The sequence below is a fragment of the Desulforhopalus vacuolatus genome (assembly GCF_016918505.1).
GTDB classification, from domain to species: Bacteria; Desulfobacterota; Desulfobulbia; order Desulfobulbales; family Desulfocapsaceae; genus Desulforhopalus; species Desulforhopalus vacuolatus.
On record NZ_JAFFPZ010000024.1, the window covers coordinates 12800 to 33235 of the forward strand.

The following is a 20436-nucleotide window of genomic DNA, read 5'->3' on the forward strand; positions in this document are numbered from 1 at the left end:
AAAACTATGGGATAAAAGCCACATATCGTGGCTGATGAGTGTGTTCTTTTTCCCGCAACAGGCCTGCTGACAATGTCCTTCACACACAGCACTCACTTTTTCTGAAGCTTTTCCAGTATATAACGGTCAAATGCCTTCGGCAGGGCGACTTCAAATCGAGCAGTGAAAATGGGCAGTGAACTTTCCAGTTCACCTGCTTTTACGATATCTTTTTCCGTTGTTATCAGTACTTCCGCACCGGCCTCGCCTGCCTTCTTACAGAACGTCTGCAAACTTTTCTGCGTATAGGTGAAGTGGTCCGGCAGTGCTGTAAAGAGCTTGAGCGAAATCCCGAGCTCCTTCAGACTCTGTTCAAATCGTTCTGGATGCGCTATCCCGCAGAAAGCTGCTGCTGCCGGTACATCTTCACACGAGACGACCTCGCCAGCCTCTGAATAAAGCTGATACTGTTTTCGCCTGGCCAGGAAGACCTGTTTTTCAGGAAACTGTTCTCTGAGCCTGGCGGCAAACTTCGTCGCCTGTTTCGTATTTGCCCCGGTCGTTCCAGTCAGAACAAAACAATCTGCCCGCCTGAGGGCGGAGGATGGTTCCCGCAAAGGACCTGCAGGAAAGATGCGGCTGTTGCCTGTCAGGGCTGTGGAATCGAAAAGGACGATGTTGATGTCCCGTCCAACGGCCAGATGCTGAAAGGCATCATCAAGCACAAGACAATCCGCTCCCTGCTCCTTTTCAGCCCGGGCTGCGGGCAGCCGCCGTTTGCTCCCGGTCAGCACCGGAACACCCGGCAGGGACTTCGCCAGCATGAAGGGCTCGTCACCTGCCTGCATCGCATTGAGCAGGAGAGAGCGGCCGTCGGAAACAACATTGACAGCCTCGCAGGCCATTCCACCGTAACCACGACTGATCACCGCCGGCCGAAACCCGGAAGATTGCAGCAGCCGGGCCAGATGTCGCACCATTGGAGATTTGCCGGTGCCGCCAAGCACGAGATTGCCTACGGAAATTACCGGCACCCCCATCTGATGTACCGTGAAAATACCGTGACGGTAGAACAGGGTACGGATTTTCATCACCATACCGTACACAGGACCGAGGGGGCGCCCGAGGAGAAAAAGGAGATCGAGTCTGGTTTTCATTTGTATAAAGGATAAAAACAAAAGGTTATGCAAGTATGTCAACTTTGAGATATGTTTGCATGGTGATTTACGTTATAATTGCACCATTATACTCACATTTGTCACTTCTTGCAGATATGAGGTGAGAAGTTGTCAATTGAAACGATATCCTGCAGGTACTCTATCGAGTGTACACTCTGTCGTCTGATTCCGAGGGATACAGATGAAAGAGCGATCGCAATGCGAGGCACTCAAAACCCCAAACAAGGAGCATTTCCATGAAGTTCCCACTTCGTAATTCTGCATTTTTTATGGCGGCATGTTGCCTCTTTGCTTTCGCGCCGGTGGCTGCGTCTGCAGGTGATACTATTAAGATCGGTGTCGCTGGAGCCCACAGCGGACAGCTCGCCTCCTACGGACTGCCTACCCTCAAAGCAGCGCAAATTATTGCAGAAAAGGTAAATGCTGAAGGTGGTATCAACGGCAAAAAAATTGAGATCCTTTCTGAAGATGATCTCTGTAAACCAGAGATCGCCGTCAACAGTGCAAAAAAATTGATCTCCGACGGCGTGGATGTTGTTATAGGACATACCTGTTCCGGACCAACTGCAGCCGTAATGCCTCTCTACAAAGAGAAGTCAATCCTTGTCATTTCTCCCTCGGCAACGACTCCGGGGCTTACCAAGGATGGGCAATATCCTAATTTCTTCCGCACAGTTGCCCCCGATGATGCCCAGGCTCAGGTTGATGTCGATTTTATCCTTGATACACTCAAGGCAAAAAAAATTGCTCTTCTTGATGACAAAGGCGACTACGGCAAAAGTTTTATCTCCTTTGCCAAAGAGCAATTTGAAAAAGACGGGCGTGCCACAATCGTTCTTGAAGAGGGTATTACCCAGGGTGCAGTTGATTATTCTGCTATCGTACAGAAGATAAAACGGTCCAAAGCTGATGTTGTGCTCTATGGTGGATATCATCCAGAAGCGTCCAAGATAGTCACTACCATGCGCAAGAAACGGATGAAGACGTATTTTGTCTCAGACGATGGTATTCGTGTAAAAACCTTCATTGACGTTGCGAAAAAATATGCCGAAGGCGTGTATGCATCCAGCTCAAAAGACACCACCTCCAATCCTCTGGCCATTCAGGCGATAGAAGAGCATAAAAAGAAATTCGGCTCTGAGCCCGGTGAATTTTATCTCAATGCCTACACCGCCATGATTGTCCTCGTCAATGCTGTCGACAAGGCTGACTCCACTGAGCTTTCCGCAGTGGCAAAGGCTCTGCGATCTGAGACCGTTGCCACTCCCATGGGAAATGTCAGCTTCGATGAGGTTGGCGATGCAACCGGAATCGGGTATGCTGTCTCAAAGGTTGTTGATGGTGAATTTGTAGAACAGAAATAACCTGCCGGAACACGATGTCTCTCAAGCCTGAGTCAGGAATTCCCGGCTCAGGCTTTCCTTTTTCCACTCAGGCGCCATGGATTTCGACTATCAATATTTTATAGAACTCTTTGCCAGCGGATTGACCAAAGGGTCAATCTACGCTCTGATCGCTCTCGGCTATACAATGGTGTATGGGATTGTCGGGCTGATCAACTTTGCCCACGGTGAGATTTATATGATCGGGGCTTTTGTCTTCTTTCTTGCATCCTCACTGCTCACCGTCCTTGGCCTGCCACTGTGGGCAATGATCTGTATCGCCACCGCAGCGTCAATCTTCTGGGCTGGTGGTTACGGTTATACGGTGGAGAAGATCGCCTACAAGCCATTGCGTAGCGCACCGCGTCTCTCTCCGCTTATCTCGGCAATCGGCATGTCGGTTTTCCTGCAGAACTACGTCATGCTCGGGCAGACGGAAAAATATCTTGGATTTCCCGAGGTTATCCCCGAGTTTGATTTTCTTGAGCCATTTGCCACAACATTTTCCAGTTCCGACTTTGTCATCTGGATGACGACCGTTATCGTCATGCTCATTCTCACCTGGATCATAAAATTTACCCGTACAGGCAAGGCCATGCGCGCCACTGCCCAGGATCGCACCATGGCGGAGCTGGTGGGAATCAACGTCAATCGAATCATTTCCGCCACCTTTATCATCGGCTCGGCACTGGCTGCGGTCGGAGGGATACTCATCTCTTCGCATACCGGTTCCATTCACTACTACATCGGCTTTATTGCTGGAATCAAAGCTTTTACAGCCGCAGTTCTCGGCGGAATTGGCTCCATCCCCGGAGCAGTTCTCGGCGGGCTTGTCCTCGGTATGGCGGAGAGCTTCGCCACCGGTTATTTCTCCAGCGCCTACGAAGATGTTTTTGCTTTTTCGCTGCTGGTGCTGATTTTAATCTTCCGTCCCGCTGGTCTTCTTGGCCATGCTGAGACTGAGAAAGTATGAAGAGGAAGAGATGATTACGGCAAAAGATATCAGACGTATTCTGCTTGTCTCCGGCTGGTTCATGATTCTCACCTTCCCGATTCTGGGTATGAGGGTTGATCCACTCAGCGATAATATTATATGGCGACTGAAGAATGTAATGTGGGTGGGCATCGGCACTGCCGTGCTGCAGAGCCTTCCGCACCTCTGGCTCCTCTATCTCTCCATACAGGCGTGGGGGATTCGCCTCTGGCATCATTTCAGGGGCACGTCTCCTCATAAAATTGTGAAAAAAAAGGCACACCGGGATTCTCTGATCAATCGTGTTATTACCAACCCGAGACAACGCGCCATCGTCTGTGCTGTGGTGCTGCTCCTGACGATCATCTATCCGCAGGTCGTCAATGAATACCAGATCAATATCATGATCATGGCACTTCTCTACATCATGCTCGGACTCGGTCTCAATATCGTCGTCGGTATGGCCGGTCTGCTGGACCTCGGCTTTGTTGCCTTTTATGCCGTCGGTGCCTACACCTATGCACTGCTCAACCTTCACTACGGCATCAATTTCTGGATGGCACTGCCCCTCGGCGGGCTCTTTGCCGCGATTTTTGGTCTGCTTCTCGGCTTTCCCATCCTGCGCCTGCGCGGTGACTACCTTGCCATCGTTACCCTCGGTTTTGGTGAAATCATCCGGGTTGTCCTTGAAAACTGGACCGAACTTACCAACGGTGTCGCCGGAATTGTCAACATTCCCGGTCCCACCTTTTTGGGCCTGGGTCTTACACCTTCCCAGAAGATTCTCTATCTCTATTACCTGATGGTCCTCTTCGTGGTTCTTACCATCTTTGTGGTTAACCGACTGCAGGACTCCCGCCTCGGCCGCGCCTGGCTGGCCCTGCGCGAAGATGAAATCGCCTGTCAGGCCATGGGAATAGACAAACGACGGACGAAACTCGCCGCGTTCTCTCTTGGAGCGTTCTGGGCTGGCATCGCCGGAGTTGTCTTTGCCGCACAGAACCGTTCTGTCTATCCGGTCAGCTTCTCCTTTCTGGAATCAGCCATGATCCTCTCCATCGTCGTCCTCGGTGGCATGGGATCCATCGTCGGGGTTATCTTCGGTGCGCTGATTCTCATTCTGCTTCCAGAGTACCTGCGGGAGCTCAGTCAGTACCGGATGCTCTTTTTTGGTGCCATCCTCGTCCTGATGATGATTTTCCGTCCGCAGGGACTGATCTCAGTGGTACGGCGAAAATATGATATCGACAGTATCAAGGCTGAAAAAAAGGAGGGTGGGGCATGAGTGAACCGATCCTGCAGGTGCAGAACCTCACCATGGATTTTGGCGGTATCCGCGCCTTGAACAAACTGGACATCACCGTTCACAGTGGTGAGATTGCCGCCCTCATTGGTCCGAATGGTGCGGGGAAAACCACCTTTTTTAATTGTGTAACCGGAATCTATAAACCGACCGCCGGAGATATTTTTCTCACCCCTGGAAAGGGCGAGAAACCAGTCAGTATCAAAGGATTAAAACCTAACATTGTTACCAGCAAAGGGCTTTCGCGCACCTTCCAGAACATCCGCCTTTTCCCCAAAATGACCGTGCTGGAAAATGTGATGATAGGCCGTCATTGTCGCACGAAAACCTTTATTCTGGGGGCAATCTTCCGGACCCCCCGTGCACGTCGTGAGGAGCGGGAGATTCTCCTGCACAGCTACCGACTGCTGGAGAAGGTTGGCCTTGCGGAGTTTGCCAATGACTTCGCGGAAAATCTTTCCTACGGTGCCCAGCGCCGCCTTGAGATAGCCCGGGCTCTGGCCACCGAGCCGCACCTGCTGCTCCTCGATGAACCTGCTGCCGGCATGAATCCGCAGGAAACCGAAGATCTCAATGATCTCATCCGTGAAATTGCCGGAGAAGGTCTCGCCGTGCTCCTTATTGAGCATGACATGAAGCTGGTCATGAGCCTGTCACAGCGGATTTTCGTGGTGGATTACGGCAGCAGGATCGCCGAAGGAACACCGGAAGAGATCCGCAACAATCCCGCCGTCATTAAGGCGTATCTCGGAGAGTAAACCATGCTGAAACTGAAAAATGTAGTGGCCGGCTACGGGAACATTGTGGCTCTGCGGGGCATTTCCCTTGAGGTCAACGAGGGTGAGATTATCACCCTTATCGGGGCTAACGGCGCAGGGAAGAGTACCACCCTGATGACCATTTCTGGCATAGTCGCCGCACGCGAGGGAACAATCACCTTTCTTGATCAGGAGATTCAGAACAAATCGCCGGAAACAACCGTGAAAATGGGCCTTTCCCAGGTACCCGAGGGGCGGCATATCTTTCCACAGCTCACCGTCCAGGAGAACCTCGACATGGGGGCTTTTCTCCGGCGGGATGCAGACGGAATCAAAAAGGATATGCAGAACTGTTTTGATCTCTTTCCCATTCTTGCCCGCCGTCGTTCACAGGCGGGTGGTACGCTCTCCGGAGGAGAACAGCAAATGCTTGCCGTGGCCCGGGCGCTGATGACCCGGCCGAAGCTGCTGCTGCTCGACGAGCCCTCCATGGGGCTTGCGCCACTGGTTATTAAACAGATCTTTGATATTATCAAAGAGATCAACCGGGAGCGGGGCGTTACCGTCTTTCTTGTTGAACAAAATGCCAACCAGGCCCTGCAGATTGCAGACTGCGGTTATGTGTTGGAGAACGGAACCATAACTCTTGCCGGCAAGGCACAGGATCTGCTCAAAAATTCAGATATCCGGAAAGCCTACCTCGGTATTTAAGGAGTTTGACCATGGCAGAGGTGTTGCGGGCTGCAGTTATTGGAGTCGGTTACCTTGGCCGATTTCATGCCCGGAAATATGCCGCGCTGGAAAATGTGAACCTGGTGGCCGTTGCAGACCGCAACAGAGAGCGGGCCGAGAGTGTAGCCGCTGAGTGTGGTTGTGCAGCGTTCTCTGATTATCACGAACTGGCCGAAAAGGTTGATCTGGTGTCTGTGGCGGTAAACACTGTCAGCCATCGTGACGTTGCCGGATTTTTTCTCGACCAGGGCATTGATGTCCTGCTGGAAAAACCGATCACCGTCTCCCTTGCCGAGGCCGATGAACTACTGGCAAAGGCCAAAAAGAAAAAATGCATTCTGCAGACAGGACACCTTGAACGCTTCAATCCGGCGGTGCGGGCCATGCGGGCCCGGCTTCATTCTCCCGCACTTATTGAGGCTACCCGGGTGGCAACCTTCAAGAATCGCGGTGTTGATGTAAGCGTAGTGCTTGATCTGATGATCCACGATATTGACCTCATCCTGAGCATGATTGACGCTCCCTTAAAGTCTATTGCGGCTGCAGGGGCAGCAACGGTGACCCCCAACACTGACACGGCCTCTGCATGGTTTGAATTTACCAGCGGGGCAGTGGCCACCCTCACTGCCAGCCGTGTTTCTCCGATTAATGAGCGGCGGATGCAGGTGTTACAGCCTGGGGGACGACTTGATGTCAATTTTGCGGAACGCTCTCTTTCCTGGGTGAAGAGTAACGGAATGAAAGAGGGCCAGCCTCTCCTCTCAACGGAGGAGGAGCGGTTTGACAGTGCTGATGCTCTGTTTGACGAGATTTGCGCATTTGTCGGTCATGTACGCGAGCGCAGTCGTCCAGAGGTAAGCGGAGAAGAGGGCAGAGCAGCTCTCGCCGTAGCCCTCGAAGTTATGGAGAAGATCAAGGCAGGTGCCGTAAGCACGGCGTTCAATACATTCTCATTGGCGGTACCATGAAAAAGAGCCTCAATATAATGATCGTCACCGGAGAAGCCTCCGGGGACCTGCATGGCAGCAACCTCGTGAAAGCGCTCAAAGAGCGCCACAGTGACATTCACTTCTGCGGCATGGGCGGTCCGCTGCTTGAAGCGGAAGGCGTGGAGATTCTTTTTGAGGCAGAAAAGATCTCAGTGATGGGTGTGGTGGAAGTTCTGGCGCATGCGCCGGATATTATCCGTGCCCAGCGTATTCTGCGGCGACGACTGCGGCAGAGCCGCCCTGATCTCCTGATCATTATTGACCTTCCCGACTTCAACCTGCTGCTCGCAAAGGTTGCTAAAAAAGTTGGTATTCCAGTCTATTACTATATTTGTCCGCAGATCTGGGCGTGGCGTACCGGACGGGTAAAAACCCTGCGTCAGCGGGTGGACGGACTCGGTGTCATTCTTCCTTTTGAAGAGAAATTCTACCGTGAACATGGCCTGACGGCGAGATATGTCGGCCATCCGCTGCTGGACAGCATTACGAAGACAACGGACCGGGAACAGTTTCTGCGGGAACGACACATTGATCCAGCCACGGTTTGTGTCGGGCTTATTCCAGGCAGCAGGAAACGGGAAGTGGCCTCACTGCTGCCGATTTTTCTCGCCGCCGGGCGGGAGCTGCAGGCACGACTCGACACCCCACCGGTTTTCCTCATTCCCCGCGCCTCGACTATCTCCGAAGAATTTCTTCAAGAATGCGGCCTGTCTGATTTCTCAGATCTTCGTATCGAACTGGTGGCCGATTCCCACACCGAAGCGATGGCTGCCTGTGACTGTACCGTTGCCGCCTCTGGCACGGTTACCCTTGAACTGGCCATCCTGCAGCGGCCGATGGCGGTTTGCTATAAATTGTCTCCGCTCACCTACCAGCTTGGTATCCGCCTTATTAAGGTGAGATACTTCTCTCTCGTCAACCTCATTGCTGATCGCGAGGTTGTGCCGGAGCTGTTGCAAAAGGAGGTAAGACCACAGCGAATTGCTGATGAGTTGCAGGGACAACTCTTTGATACAGAGAAGCGGCAGACGATGTTGCAGGGGCTGGCGGAGGTGAAGGCGGCGCTTGGAGAGCCGGGGGCATCGGGGAGGGTGGCTGATGATGTGCTGGCGTTACTTGAGCGTTGAGCGGGTTGCGAGAAATCTCTAACGAAAACGTACAACAAGGACAATCGCCCGGGATCTGGGCATTTCTATCTTTTTTCTCCTCTTTTCATCTTCTCAAACAGCAGTCATCGCTGCCTTTCATTACAACCTTCCAGGGTATCTTTTATAACCTGTATTTCGCCCATCTTCTTCGTTACAGTCAAGAAATTATCCTCGGAGGCAAACGCCAGACTCCGATATCATAACACCGCTGATGAACGGTAAAACAGCATAAGGGCCTTCACGAAATTCTTTTCAAAAAAAACAAAAATAATTTCTAAGGTACTTATATGCCTGCGATAAATTTCCTCCTGTGCCTTGAGTATGAACGAAATACAAGCTGTTTCAAGGTCCCCCTGTTACTAGAGCTCAGCATTTATTGTAGATTTTTTATTGGCTTTCTTTGCTTTTTTATCTTTGCGCTTTTCTTTCAATGTTTTTCCGGCAGCTTTTTTGGTGCTCTTCTGGGAATCTTTACCTTTAGACATGAGTAACTCCTTGTTCAGGTTTATTTTATAAGAATGCAATACATAGAACATGGAAAAAGTCTATAATATCGCCTTATAACTGGATAAATTTTCCACTGCATACGACGTTAAAGACATCGAAGTTGAAAATTATATCCGACTGTTATTTTCCCTGTAAAATCTTCCAATACCCTTATTTTATCACAGGATTGATGGAAAACAACCCCCAATTTATCTAAGCTCCTCAATTTATGTTGAGAGATCAGCTCTGGAAAACTTTGAAATATTATTATTCAGGGAATAATATTCCCTGTGAATTTCGTAATATATTGATTTATTTAACAAAAAACACCATCTTAAAGAGATGGGAAAAGGAGAAATTACAACCTCTTCTGATCCCATCTGTCTTTCGTTAAAAACGTCGTATTATCTCTCCGCAGGGGCAGGAGTGCATTTTTTTTGCTCTATTGTGCCCCCCGCAATGTCCTTTTGATGCATCCATGGTGCTGAAACGTCATCCTTCCACGGTGTATCCGGAAGAAGAGGAACAACGCGTTGTGGTCACATGAAAATTTACTCTTTTGATGGTCAGGCTGATATGATACCATTTACATTTTGTATTGACCAGAGAACGCGATCATCACCATTGATGAAAAATCGGTACGGCAGGGATTTTAGCAATGGTGTTGTAGAGACAAGGCATGCCTTGTCTACACGGTGACGCGAAACGTAACGATAACGATGGGGGAATCAAACGGGTGAAAGGAAACCTCAAAAAAACCCCTCACAGAGGGGTGCAGCGAGCTCTTTGAGGTCCCCTTTAAAAATTATTGGTCAGCTTTTGGAGTAAATAATTTGCTGTACATGCCGTACCCCTGTTCCTCAAGTTCTTCTACAGGAACAAACTTTAATGCCGCTGAATTCAGACAATAGCGCAGTCCTGCCGGTGCAGGCCCGTCATTAAAAACATGCCCCAGATGAGAACCCGCATGTTTGCTCACGACTTCCGTTCTTACTGAAAACCAGCTTCTATCTTCCTTTTCAATGATATTTGCAGGTTCGAGTGGTTTCGTAAAACTTGGCCATCCTGTACCGGATTTGTATTTATCAAGCGAGCTGAAAAGGGGCTCTCCTGAGACGATATCTACATAAATGCCCGCTTTCTTGTTATCCCAGTATTCATTCTTAAAGGGTGTTTCAGTGCCCGCTTTTTGTGTTACTTTGTATTGCAAAGGTGTTAATTTCTCTTTTAATACTGCTTTGGCGGGGATGACATATTTCGCACTTTTCCCCGTCACCTCTTTGTGGCTGACAGGTTTCCCCCAAATCTCTCGTAAACGTTTATCCCGCCCGCAATTCCAGCGATACGCTTTATAACGCAAAGGGCTCTTTTTGTAATAATCCTGATGGTAACTCTCATTCCCTTGTATAGGATAAAAAGTGCTGGAATTTAATACAGGAGTGACCACGGTTTTATTGGGAAATGTATCTTTAACGACCTGCTTTGACTGTTCCGCCAGATTTCGTTCCTGCTCATTAGCGACGAAAATAGCACTTAAATAACTCTCTCCCTTGTCGCAGAATTGCCCTCTGCTGTCAAAGGGGTCAATATGCACCCAATAATAATCTAATAATTTTTGATAGCTGACCTTCTCTGGATCATAGGTTATCTGCACGGCTTCATAGTGGCCATCATGGTTTCCCTGATAGGTCGGATTTTCTACTGTACCACCGGTAAAGCCAGAGACAACATCCGTCACCCCGGGCAGCTTTTCAAAATCCGATTCCATGCACCAGAAACAGCCGCCCGCTAAAACCGTTGTATCCGCGCTCGCTAATGATGCAGAACAAAGTATTGATGCTGACAAAAATAACCCTGTTATCTTTTTCATAAGACCTCGCTTTGCTGTGTTTATTTAACGAATAATCCGCTGAATGTGTTCCGCCTTTCCCTTTCTCCCGCCTCCCTTCTCCTGTCTCCTTTCTTAATTCTTTTATTTAGCTGTAATATATTCTCTAAGATTTGATTTCAGTATATTTTCTAATTCCTGTAAGTTATCATCGGCACTTTCTGTGAAAAGAAATCCAAAAATTGGGTATTCCTTGTAATCTATCCTTCTCAATTCCAGTGGTTTGGCAAAATCTGAAAGTAATTTTTCATAGTTGAAAGATGTTATGTTATTTCCATCAACTCCTGTAGAATTATCTAAGACTATCAAAGAAAAAACTTTATTATCTTTGCCCTCTAATACTTTATCCCAGTCAGGTTTCTGCTGATTATAATAGTATAAATATGAATTAATTCCATACACAGAATAGGTGAAATCAGGTGTTGTACACCAGCCTCCAAATCTCATGGGGTTTATCTCAATAGGAATTAACGTTCCGTCACTTTCTTTCCTCAGCTCAACATGGCAGGGGAAATTTTTAACTTGTGCCAGCTCTCCGATTTTCTTCAAAAAACTGTATACATCTTCAAAATTGTTCTTTATAATTTCTTTTGATGACATATAGATTCTATCACTTACATCTGAATCGTCAGAAAAAGCATGTTGTAAAATATTTAAAATTACGGGATCGCCCTGTGAATCAAAATATGTGTCTATAGCAAATTCTTCCCCATTGATACATTGTTCTATTATAAATGAAGTATAGCTTATAACTTGATCAGGATAAATCTTTAGAGCTTTGCTCACTTCATTTTTTATTTTTTCCTTAACCTCACTCCATTCCTCTCCTGCATTTACTTTATACACTCCCATGCTGAAAAATCCTACTGAGGGCTTAATAATAAAGGGGAAAGGAAATGAACTGATATCAATTTCATCTAAAGAATTAAAATCCACTTTTTTATAAAAAAAATCAGGGAATAAATCCGAAATTAATTCTCTGAATTTATATTTATCTTTAAATAATTCTATTTTTTGTGGAATATCGGTAAAGGATAAATTTTCAGAAATCCAACCTATGGTATTTTCTGAATTTGTATAAATTAAAGGATTATTTTCAGCCTCTAATTTTGCTGTTTCTTCACTGATAATATTTGTTCCTTTAAGAAGACCTAATTCTCGAGATTCTATGGTATCAACAACAGGTATAGCATTTTCTTTAATTGTTCTTTTAAGAAAATCTGATACATAAGGTTTGTCTAACAAAAACATAATAAAATCCTTTACATTGATTGGTTTATAAAAATTGTATTCTCTCGCAAAAGATATCGACTTCTGAAAAGAGTGTTCTATTTAGTATTACAGACAGAAGGGGAGCATGATTGGATATTTTGAACTACTTTTCTAAGCCAGATTTATTTTCACGAAACTTTTTATATTTTTCAATATCATCTGAAACAAGTTTCATACATAATGAAATCATTACCGCATCATCTAAAACACCAAGCACTGGAATGATATCTGGAATCAAGTCTATTGGAGATAAAATATATAACAGTGTACATATAATTGCGATTATCGAACCTTTAGGTAGTTCTTTATACTCACCCGAAAAAGTATCTTTAAGCATGGGGAAAATTAAAAGCATATATTCTACATATTTTTTCAGGATATCCATTTTCGATTTGTTTTTTATTTTAGGTTTAATACCATTTACATTTTGTATTAACCAGATAACGCAACTGCGTGGAAATCTTTTTTGGCTATTACGAATGGATAAACAGGATGTAAAACGAGCATAACTTAATAGAAATGGTCTAATCATGCGAAAAAGGGCATTTTTTATAAAAGCTTAACTTCTTAAAGTTTTTTGCCTTTATTCGCATGATTAGAGCTTTTATTCGTTGGCAAAAAGTTTTTTGCTGTTTCGTTTTTTGCTTTTTCCTGTCTCCCGTCTCCTTTCTCCTGTCTCCCATCCCCCTGCCTTTGAATTCGCCAATAGAAAGTGAAAATGGCATCAAACAAGGTCATAACTTAATTGAAATGGTATTAGAATGATTTGCTGTATCAGCAATATCAGTCTGAGATCTTCCTGTTTCAAGAAATACCGTTCGATTTTTAATAAAAATATAATCAAATCGTATCACCTTTCAAATATCTGCAATATATAGTGATTTTCAATCATAAGAAAGATTCTATCTCACTAAAAAAAAGGAAATCATGCTGACTGTCATCAAAAATATAAACTTTGAAGAATTATTCAAAAAATCATTAAAACTTATTATCAATACCCTTATTATATTTATAATTATTATTCTAATAATCGGTCTTGTAAAAACTGTTTATTCAATAAAAGGATTGATATCTATTGAAAATTTTTCAGACGGATTTAACCATATTATTACAGACATACTGTCATTTTTAGTAATTTTGGAACTCTTTAGAAGTTTTATTGAATACTTTAAATCAAAACGATTTCGTCTTCATAGTATGATGGATCCTTTTATCATATTTGTTGTCCGAGAACTCATAGTAATTCTCTACACCCATGAAGATGTTGTATGGCAAACTAACATAGGGTTTTCCCTATTGATTCTTTCACTGGGAATCGTTCGAACTTTAGCCGTTATTTATACTCCTGAGTCAGAAAAGGAAATATAAGTATTCATTGTTTATCTTGTTCTTTATCCACCAGATTTACTTTTTTAAGAATAATAGACTGACCCCATTGTTCTACACTCCCATCATACTTAAGGACTCTTTTTGCACTATTTCACTCGTTGCGCACTTTTTTGTTGATCACAGCTGCAAAATTCGTGGCAAACTGAACTTGTGAGACGCCCTGAACGATGCCGATTTTTCTTGTGCCGGCCTCCACAACAGACGTTTTTCCACACTGATTATTCTTCATCCTATCCATGATATTTACATCAAGATATTCATAATGAATTTGATAGTTTTTCATTCCATCAGCCATAATTACGGCGGCTAACGGGTCAAAAATGGGGACAGGAATCCCTTCGTTGCTACTCCCTGTTTTTTTCTCAAAAATGTGTCTGGCCAGGATCGCAAGGTTATCAGTGGCTGTGATTTTTTCGATATAACCAGGATCTAATATCACGTAATCACAGGCATCAAGCGGTATGAGAGTGATTGGGATCTCAGAGTCGAAGATGTTCTTTGCCGCCACAGGATCAGCAAAGACATTCCACTCAGCAGTGTAGTTTGTACTGTAAAGAGGTCCCTGGTCCCATTCAGACCGTGCATTGTTGAACATCGCAACATTCCCGTCAACATATACTGCGCCTGCCATGGCATATACATTCTCGATGTTGTCTATATGAGTTGCGGGATAGAGTTCCAACATTCTGGCAAGATTCGTGAAACCGCCAAGAGACAGAATGGTAATTTTATCTTCACTCTGATCAATACTATCGGCAAGAAATTTCCATGCGGGCCGAGTATCGATATTCATCGTTTTATCAGGATTTAACGATCCGAGTAACCCCATGATATCATTCATATCACTTTTGAATGCCTGTGGAAAAACATGGTCAAACTTTAGCGGAGTACTCGTCCCGACAGCGACCGGCACCTGGGTTTTTCCACCAAGTTCCATGAGGGTTTTCGCGATAATTGTTCCCCACCGAAGATTGGTTTCTCCACACCCCGTTACCGTAATTCCGATAATGTTAATGTTCGGATTCTTCATTAAATACAGAATGGAAAGGATGTCATCCCATCCCATATCCGTATCGATAACAACCTGTTTTATGGCCCCTTTCTCCGCAGCCGCAGCAATGTGGCCTGACATAAAAAGAGAGGAGCAGATGATGCATATCACTGCAAGTGTTTTCGTTAATAGATGCCGCTTGCAGGACCCAATGTCCTTCATGTCGTGATCTCCTTTTTTTAATTGTGCCTCAAAATTCCCCTCAAAAACAATTTCACGGGGGAACCGTCCGTGATTTAAGAAAAACAACAGGGTCAGGTCTTGAAAAATCAGATGTGTAAAATCGAGGACCAGAATTCCTTCCAGTGCTTTTTTACGACTCTCTTTTTTTATATTTACTTTCCTTTGAATTCCGGTTTGCGTTTTTCAAAAAATGCTTGAATCCCTTCCTTGAAATCCTCGCTCCTGTAGGCTTCCCGACGCATTCCCTGAATCTTTTCAAAATCATCGGGAAGAATACCCGGACCGGCCGTCAGGCGCTGAATCTCCGCCTTGAGTACCTGCACCGCAAGGGGTGCGCGGCTGGCAATATCACCGGCAAGCTTCAGGGTGGCTGATTCCAGTTCCCCGGGTTCCACGAGACGGTTCAGAAGCCCCAGTCGATACGCGACGTCTGCGGAGAGAGGTTGGGCCGTGAAAAACATTTCCTTAATGATGTGAATCGGAAGCACACCGAGAAAATGGTTCACCCCGGTCGTGTTGTAAGACAAGCCAAGTTTTGCCGGGGTGATGGCAAAGGTCGTGGTCGTCGTCCCCACGAGGATGTCGCACGTCATGGCAAGGTCACACGCGCCTCCCCACACACTCCCCTCGATCATTCCGACCACTGGAATGGGGCAGGTTCGTACGCGATGGAGAAGACGCTCAAAGGGGACGTTCCAGTTGAGGGGATCCTGGCCGTCAACCGGGATTTCCTTAATATTGTGTCCTGCGGACCACACTTTGCATCCTGAATAAGACCGCAGAATAACGACATGAGCCCGTGATTCCTCAAGATGATCAAATGCTTTCAGTATCCCCGTCACCAGTTCGGTGCTCAGGCAATTGAGTTTCTTCGGATTGTTCATGGTAATGATGCCTATGAAGCTGTTTTGCTCTTCATAAGTAACAATCTCTTGTTTTTCGGATGTGTCATGTTCCATTATTCTTCCTCCAATTCTCGATCAATTTCATTGTTCCGGTCCATTGCGGGAAAAACGGCGTAGTCCGATATTTTCTTCAGAAGGCCCGCCTTCTTCAACAGCCTGGCAGGTGAGGTCGTAACTGGTGATTGGCCAAACTTACTACATATATGGGCCGTCCTCCCTCAGAACCGTGGATGAGATTTTCACCTCACACGGCTCAAGCATCTCTGAAGGCAGCCCTGGTGGAGCGGCCCGGTTTTGCCCGGAATTCCCGGATAGACAAAGCCGGTAAAAGCTTGTTTTGCCAGCTTTTCCCGGCGCTCTCAATCTGTCCCCTTTTTGTTGTGTTGCAAAAAACCTGGAACTCACAAAGTTTTTAGCTCAATTTAACCGGAAACAACGCGGTTCCGACCGTTTTCTTTGGCTTTATAGAGAAAAATATCTACTGCCTTGATAAGATCAACAGGTGAACTCTCCAGGTCAGCAGCAACAGTGGCCACACCCAGGCTGAGGCTGACATGGTCTGCCACATCCGATGCAGTGTGCCTGATATTCAATCTGGCCACGGCAAGTCGTATCTTCTCAGCCATCTGTATCGCGCCATCCCTGTCGGTGTCCGGAAGAATTACAGCAAACTCTTCCCCCCATAACGGGCAGCAAAATCAGTAGCCCTTTGCATACATCCGTCTATAGCCTTTGCCACTCGCCGCAGACAGTCATCACCCTCTGCATGTCCGTATTGGTCATTATATTTTTTAAAAAAATCAATATCCATCAATATCAATGATAATATCATTTTGTTTCTTGCGGACCTGCGAATTTCTTTTTCAAGTGTCTCATCAAAACTTCGACGGTTTGGAATTTCTGTGAGACCATCAATTGAAGCCATGCGTTCAAGAAGGTCTGATTTTTGTTTCAACTGGATATGGGTTCTGACCCTGGCCTTGACAATAACCGGCTTAAACGGCTTGGTGATATAGTCAACCGCACCCAACTCAAAGCCAAGGGACTCATCATCGGAAGAACCAAGGGCTGATACAAATATAATAGGAATGTGCATGCTATGGTCATTTTCTTTGAGTTTTCTGCACACCTCATACCCATTGATTCCCGGCATCATGATGTCCAGCAAAATCAGGTCCGGCGGATTGTCTCCCAGCACAGCTTTCAGAGCCTGTTCCCCGTTTTTAGCTGCCATGATCTTATAGTCTTTGCGCAAAAGTTCAGACAGCACTTTAATATTGTGCCGCTCATCGTCCACGATGAGAATGCTGCTGGATTTATCCATTTTTTTCCTCTCCATTTTTCTCCCAAAAAGCCTGGGGCCTGTCAACGGTTAGAGATGAACAGTCCGTATTCAAGCTCTTTCTGAGTTCCGCCAGCGTCTCAAGTGCCTCGTCAAAATCCAGGTTTTCCGCTTGATCCAAAAGCCTTGCACCCAGCTCTTTATGGATACTGTCATGACGGTGAAGCAGCTGGTTGATCTCCTCGGCTTTACTGTCCATATCAGGATCCATCTCCCTGGCCAATCCCTCAAACAGGTCCAGCAGCAAGGTTAATTCTTCCATATCAATGGGCTGTGCATAGATGGTTTCAGTCCCAGGCAGTGGGGGTAAGATCTTTTTTTTCAAATCTGCTGCAACTTCCGTCAAATCACCGGCCAGCCTTTCCATCAGGGGGGCGAGGCAGGTGATCTGGTTTTCCTTTAACGCACTTTCAACCTGCTGCGAACTGTCATACAATCCCTGTGCCCCAATCCCCCCTGCAACGCCCTTAAGGGTATGGGCTGTCCTCAGGGCCAGGGTAATGTCATTTCTTGCGACAGCTTCCATTATGGTCTGGTTGTCATTACCGTGATCTTTAACAAAAATTTTCAAAAGGGTGATGTAAAGGTCTTTATTACCGCTGGTTCTCTCTAATCCGGTTTCAATATCAATGCCGGCCAGATCAGTGGGCAGGGATGATTTTTTCTCCATAGCCTCTTCCTGTTCCACCAGGGGCGGCTGTTTTTCAAATGCCGGTATCCATTTAACCAGGGCCTCAAACAAAACCTTGGGTTCAATAGGTTTGGGCACATGATCAACCATTCCGGCGGCAAGGCAGCGGTCACGGTCCCCGGCCATAGCATTGGCAGTCATGGCAATTATGGGTGGCTGTTTGTCAAAGCTTTTTCCCCGGATGATTTGAGTGGCTTCAAAGCCATCCATTTCAGGCATCTGAAGATCCATCAATATGACGTCAAACTTTGTTTTTCCGGCCAGTTCAACCCCCTGTCTTCCGTTATTGGCGATGGTCACCCCAAGCCCTGCCCGGGTAAGGAGTTCCTTTGCAAGGAGTTGATTGATAATGTTATCCTCAACAAGAAGTACCTGGGCACCCCTGATGGTTTCCAGGGTCTTGATTTCCCAGCGATCAGAAGAGTGATCGCCCCTTCTGGGTATTCCTTTGCCGCTGAGCGTATTCATAATGACGTCCAGCAGACCAGAAGGGGTGACCGGCTTTGTGAGAAAACCATCCAGATCACCTTCCTGGACCTCTGCCATCACTTCATCCCTGCCAAGGGCGGTTACCATGATGATGGTGGGAATATGGACATTTTTGTCGGATTCTTTTATCCGCCGGGAGGCCTGGATACCATTCATTTCAGGCATCATATAGTCCATGAGAACCAGACTGAAGGGATCTTCTTTCGGGGCCTTTTCAAATTCTTCCAGGGCTGCTTTTCCAGAATTCACACAGGTTACCCTGAAGGAAAAAGAGCCAAGGGTTGCCTCAAACATTTGGCGTGCACTGGCCACATCGTCCACCACCAAAACTTTGAGCTGGTCCAGATTCACAGGAATACGCGATTCGGCTTTTGTCTCATCCCTGCCCAAAACTGTGTTAAAGTAAAAACAGCTTCCCCTGCCAGGCTCGCTTTCAACCCAGATATCGCCTTTCATTAACTGAACCAGATGTTTGGAAATGGCAAGCCCCAGACCGGTTCCCCCAAATTTTCGTGTTGTGGTACTATCTGCCTGACTGAAAGATTGAAAGAGTTTTGACTGCTGGACAGGGGTCATACCCATCCCTGTATCTCTTACCATTACCTCCAGTTCCGCCGTATCCTCGTCTGTTTTAACCGCTCGAATTCTGACCACAATCTCACCGGATTCGGTGAATTTCAAAGCGTTTCCCGCAAGGTTGAGCAGTATCTGACCAAACCGCAAAGGATCACCGATCAGCTGAACCGGTGTCCCAGGAGCGATATCAAACAGAATCTCAAGCCCTTTTTCCTGGGCCTTGATGGAAACCATGTTACTTAAGTTATTTAATACCTCTTCCAGACTGAAGGGTATAAATTCCAGTTCCAGCTTACCTGCCTCAATTTTTGAAAAATCAAGAATGTCGTTAATGATCTGCAACAACAACTGGGCAGACTGGTGAATCATCTGGATGTAGTTGTGCTGCTGGGAATTCAACCGGGTTCCCAGACATAGGTGGGACATTCCGATGATGGCGTTCATGGGGGTTCGGATCTCATGGCTCATATTGGCCAGAAAATCGCTCTTAGCAAGGTTGGCAGCCTCGGCCTGTGCCTTGGCCTGGTGCAGTTCCTCCTGGATACGCTTCCTTTCGGTGATATCTTCAATAACCCAGACGGCCCCTTTTGCCAGATCAGGGGGGGCCATGGCTTTGCCGTTGAACAGGCACCAGACGGTATGGCCATCCTTATGGAGAAGGGGGTATTCAATGTTCACCATTTCTTTTTGGGATAAACGCCAGTAATGTTTTTCCCCAAACGCATGAAATTTTTCCATGGATAAATGAAGTTGTTCAGGGCCCTTCCCCACAATTTCCTCAGTTTTGTATCCGAGCATCTCTGCCATGCGCCGGTTAGCTTTGGTTAAAATGCGGTTCTGAAGCACCATAATTCCCACAAGGCTGCTTTCAAATATGGCTGTCTGTTCGGTCAGGGCATTCTGTAGATCTGATTGGATCTTTTGCTTTTCAGTTATATCAATGAATGTTTCCAACAGAATATCTTCACCGTTATGGTGCGCTTCAATAACTGTCTTCATGATGGAAATCTCTGTGCCATCTTTGCGACGCAGAATGCGGTCGGATTTATCCAAATGCTGACCAAGATCCAGAATTGGACACTTGTCCTTTCCGGTACCACATATACTGTCGTAGCAGGCCTTCCCTATGAGTTCATTGGCATTTTCATAACCCATGATATCCAATGCTGCCTTGTTCACCAATTTAATCCGTTTCTGTTTGTTGATAATAACCATCCCAAAGGGAAGTTTATCAACAATCATTCTGGTGGTCTCCAATATATTTTTAATTTTTTTAATCAATTTACCTGTTAAAAAAAGGGTGGGTAGTGAAAGAATAATAACCCCCAAAAGGCTATACCAAAGCATCTTATAAACGTCATGGTCCCGTGATATGATTAACATCATGGAGCCAAAAACAAGCACTATGGGCATGATGATCGCAGCAATCAGTTTAATACAAATGCCTTTAATTTCATTATTTTTCATGAAGATCCCTTTTCCTTAACGTTCGATCATTCAAATGTAAAATCAAAAGTTTGATCCACTTCTGCTTTTTTGAGCAGTTGAATTGTGTACTTGAAATCCGTAATTGAGGTTTGGATAAATGCTTTGAGTCTCAAATTAACCACTCTGCGAATCGAACTTTCAATAGCAGTACTATCGTTCTTCTCAATTGCCTTGTTCGATGCTTTTTATTTCCCCCTTCTTTTACGGAAATAATTTAAATTTCATCATTTATAT

Annotated in this window: 16 protein-coding genes and 1 pseudogene; 8 read left to right on the forward strand and 9 right to left on the reverse strand. The window is 46.1% G+C overall.

The features are described 5' to 3' along the window. Positions 1-92: 92 nt before the first annotated feature. A complete protein-coding gene (gene lpxK, locus JWG39_RS12630; protein ID WP_205219776.1) occupies positions 93-1136 on the reverse strand; it encodes a tetraacyldisaccharide 4'-kinase in 1044 nt (347 codons plus the stop codon). 257 nt (positions 1137-1393) lie between these two features. Here lpxK and JWG39_RS12635 point away from each other — a divergent pair, with 257 nt between their 5' ends. The 7 genes from JWG39_RS12635 (at position 1394) to lpxB (ending at position 8421) form a co-directional block, all read left to right on the forward strand. Further along, positions 1394-2521, forward strand: a complete 1128-nt coding sequence (locus JWG39_RS12635; RefSeq protein ID WP_205219777.1) for a branched-chain amino acid ABC transporter substrate-binding protein — start codon at positions 1394-1396, stop codon at positions 2519-2521. Between the two features lie 76 nt (positions 2522-2597). After that, complete coding sequence (locus JWG39_RS12640) at positions 2598-3512, forward strand: branched-chain amino acid ABC transporter permease (protein ID WP_205219778.1); 915 nt, start codon at positions 2598-2600, stop codon at positions 3510-3512. Then, positions 3490-4797 (forward strand): ABC transporter permease subunit, encoded by a 1308-nt coding sequence (locus JWG39_RS12645; protein ID WP_240192130.1) that lies wholly within the window; start codon positions 3490-3492, stop codon positions 4795-4797. Before JWG39_RS12640 ends, JWG39_RS12645 begins: the two co-directional genes overlap by 23 nt. Continuing rightward, a complete protein-coding gene (locus JWG39_RS12650) occupies positions 4794-5573 on the forward strand; it encodes an ABC transporter ATP-binding protein (protein ID WP_205219779.1) in 780 nt (259 codons plus the stop codon). Before JWG39_RS12645 ends, JWG39_RS12650 begins: the two co-directional genes overlap by 4 nt. A gap of 3 nt (positions 5574-5576) precedes the next feature. Then, a complete protein-coding gene (locus tag JWG39_RS12655) occupies positions 5577-6284 on the forward strand; it encodes an ABC transporter ATP-binding protein (RefSeq protein ID WP_205219780.1) in 708 nt (235 codons plus the stop codon). A gap of 11 nt (positions 6285-6295) precedes the next feature. Further along, positions 6296-7273, forward strand: coding sequence for a Gfo/Idh/MocA family protein (locus tag JWG39_RS12660; RefSeq protein WP_205219781.1), 978 nt, complete (start codon positions 6296-6298; stop codon positions 7271-7273). Beyond that, a complete protein-coding gene (lpxB, locus tag JWG39_RS12665) occupies positions 7270-8421 on the forward strand; it encodes a lipid-A-disaccharide synthase (protein WP_205219782.1) in 1152 nt (383 codons plus the stop codon). The genes JWG39_RS12660 and lpxB overlap by 4 nt, the downstream gene beginning before the upstream one ends. 380 nt (positions 8422-8801) lie before the next feature. On the opposite strand, the gene JWG39_RS16850 is transcribed toward lpxB, so the two are convergent. The 4 genes from JWG39_RS16850 to JWG39_RS12680 form a co-directional block, all read right to left on the reverse strand. Beyond that, positions 8802-8927: a hypothetical protein gene (locus JWG39_RS16850; protein WP_275889011.1), complete on the reverse strand. Its 126-nt coding sequence runs from the start codon at positions 8925-8927 to the stop codon at positions 8802-8804. An 806-nt stretch (positions 8928-9733) separates the two neighbouring features. Continuing rightward, the gene (gene msrB / locus JWG39_RS12670) at positions 9734-10798 is read right to left on the reverse strand and encodes a peptide-methionine (R)-S-oxide reductase MsrB (protein WP_205219783.1); all 1065 of its coding nucleotides are present in this window, start codon (positions 10796-10798) and stop codon (positions 9734-9736) included. A gap of 102 nt (positions 10799-10900) precedes the next feature. Beyond that, positions 10901-12067 (reverse strand): ATP-grasp domain-containing protein, encoded by a 1167-nt coding sequence (locus JWG39_RS12675; RefSeq protein WP_205219784.1) that lies wholly within the window; start codon positions 12065-12067, stop codon positions 10901-10903. A gap of 124 nt (positions 12068-12191) precedes the next feature. Beyond that, positions 12192-12473: a YkvA family protein gene (locus JWG39_RS12680; RefSeq protein ID WP_205219785.1), complete on the reverse strand. Its 282-nt coding sequence runs from the start codon at positions 12471-12473 to the stop codon at positions 12192-12194. Positions 12474-13015: 542 nt separating this feature from the next. Between JWG39_RS12680 and JWG39_RS12685 the strand changes: the two genes are divergently transcribed. Then, positions 13016-13456 carry a phosphate-starvation-inducible PsiE family protein gene (locus JWG39_RS12685; RefSeq protein WP_205219786.1) on the forward strand — a complete coding sequence of 147 codons (441 nt, stop codon included), beginning with the start codon at positions 13016-13018 and terminating at the stop codon, positions 13454-13456. A gap of 112 nt (positions 13457-13568) precedes the next feature. Here the strand turns inward: JWG39_RS12685 and JWG39_RS12690 are convergent, their stop codons facing one another. The 4 genes and pseudogenes from JWG39_RS12690 to JWG39_RS12705 form a co-directional block, all read right to left on the reverse strand. Then, positions 13569-14609: a nucleoside hydrolase gene (locus JWG39_RS12690; RefSeq protein ID WP_369130622.1), complete on the reverse strand. Its 1041-nt coding sequence runs from the start codon at positions 14607-14609 to the stop codon at positions 13569-13571. Positions 14610-14863: 254 nt separating this feature from the next. Further along, entirely contained in the window at positions 14864-15670 is an 807-nt protein-coding gene (scpB, locus tag JWG39_RS12695; protein WP_205219788.1) for a methylmalonyl-CoA decarboxylase, read from the reverse strand. Positions 15671-16038: 368 nt separating this feature from the next. Next, positions 16039-16955, reverse strand: a pseudogene (locus JWG39_RS12700) (diguanylate cyclase domain-containing protein). Beyond that, entirely contained in the window at positions 16933-20181 is a 3249-nt protein-coding gene (locus JWG39_RS12705) for a response regulator (protein WP_205219789.1), read from the reverse strand. Before JWG39_RS12705 ends, JWG39_RS12700 begins: the two are co-directional and overlap by 23 nt. Between the last annotated feature and the right edge of the window lie 255 nt (positions 20182-20436).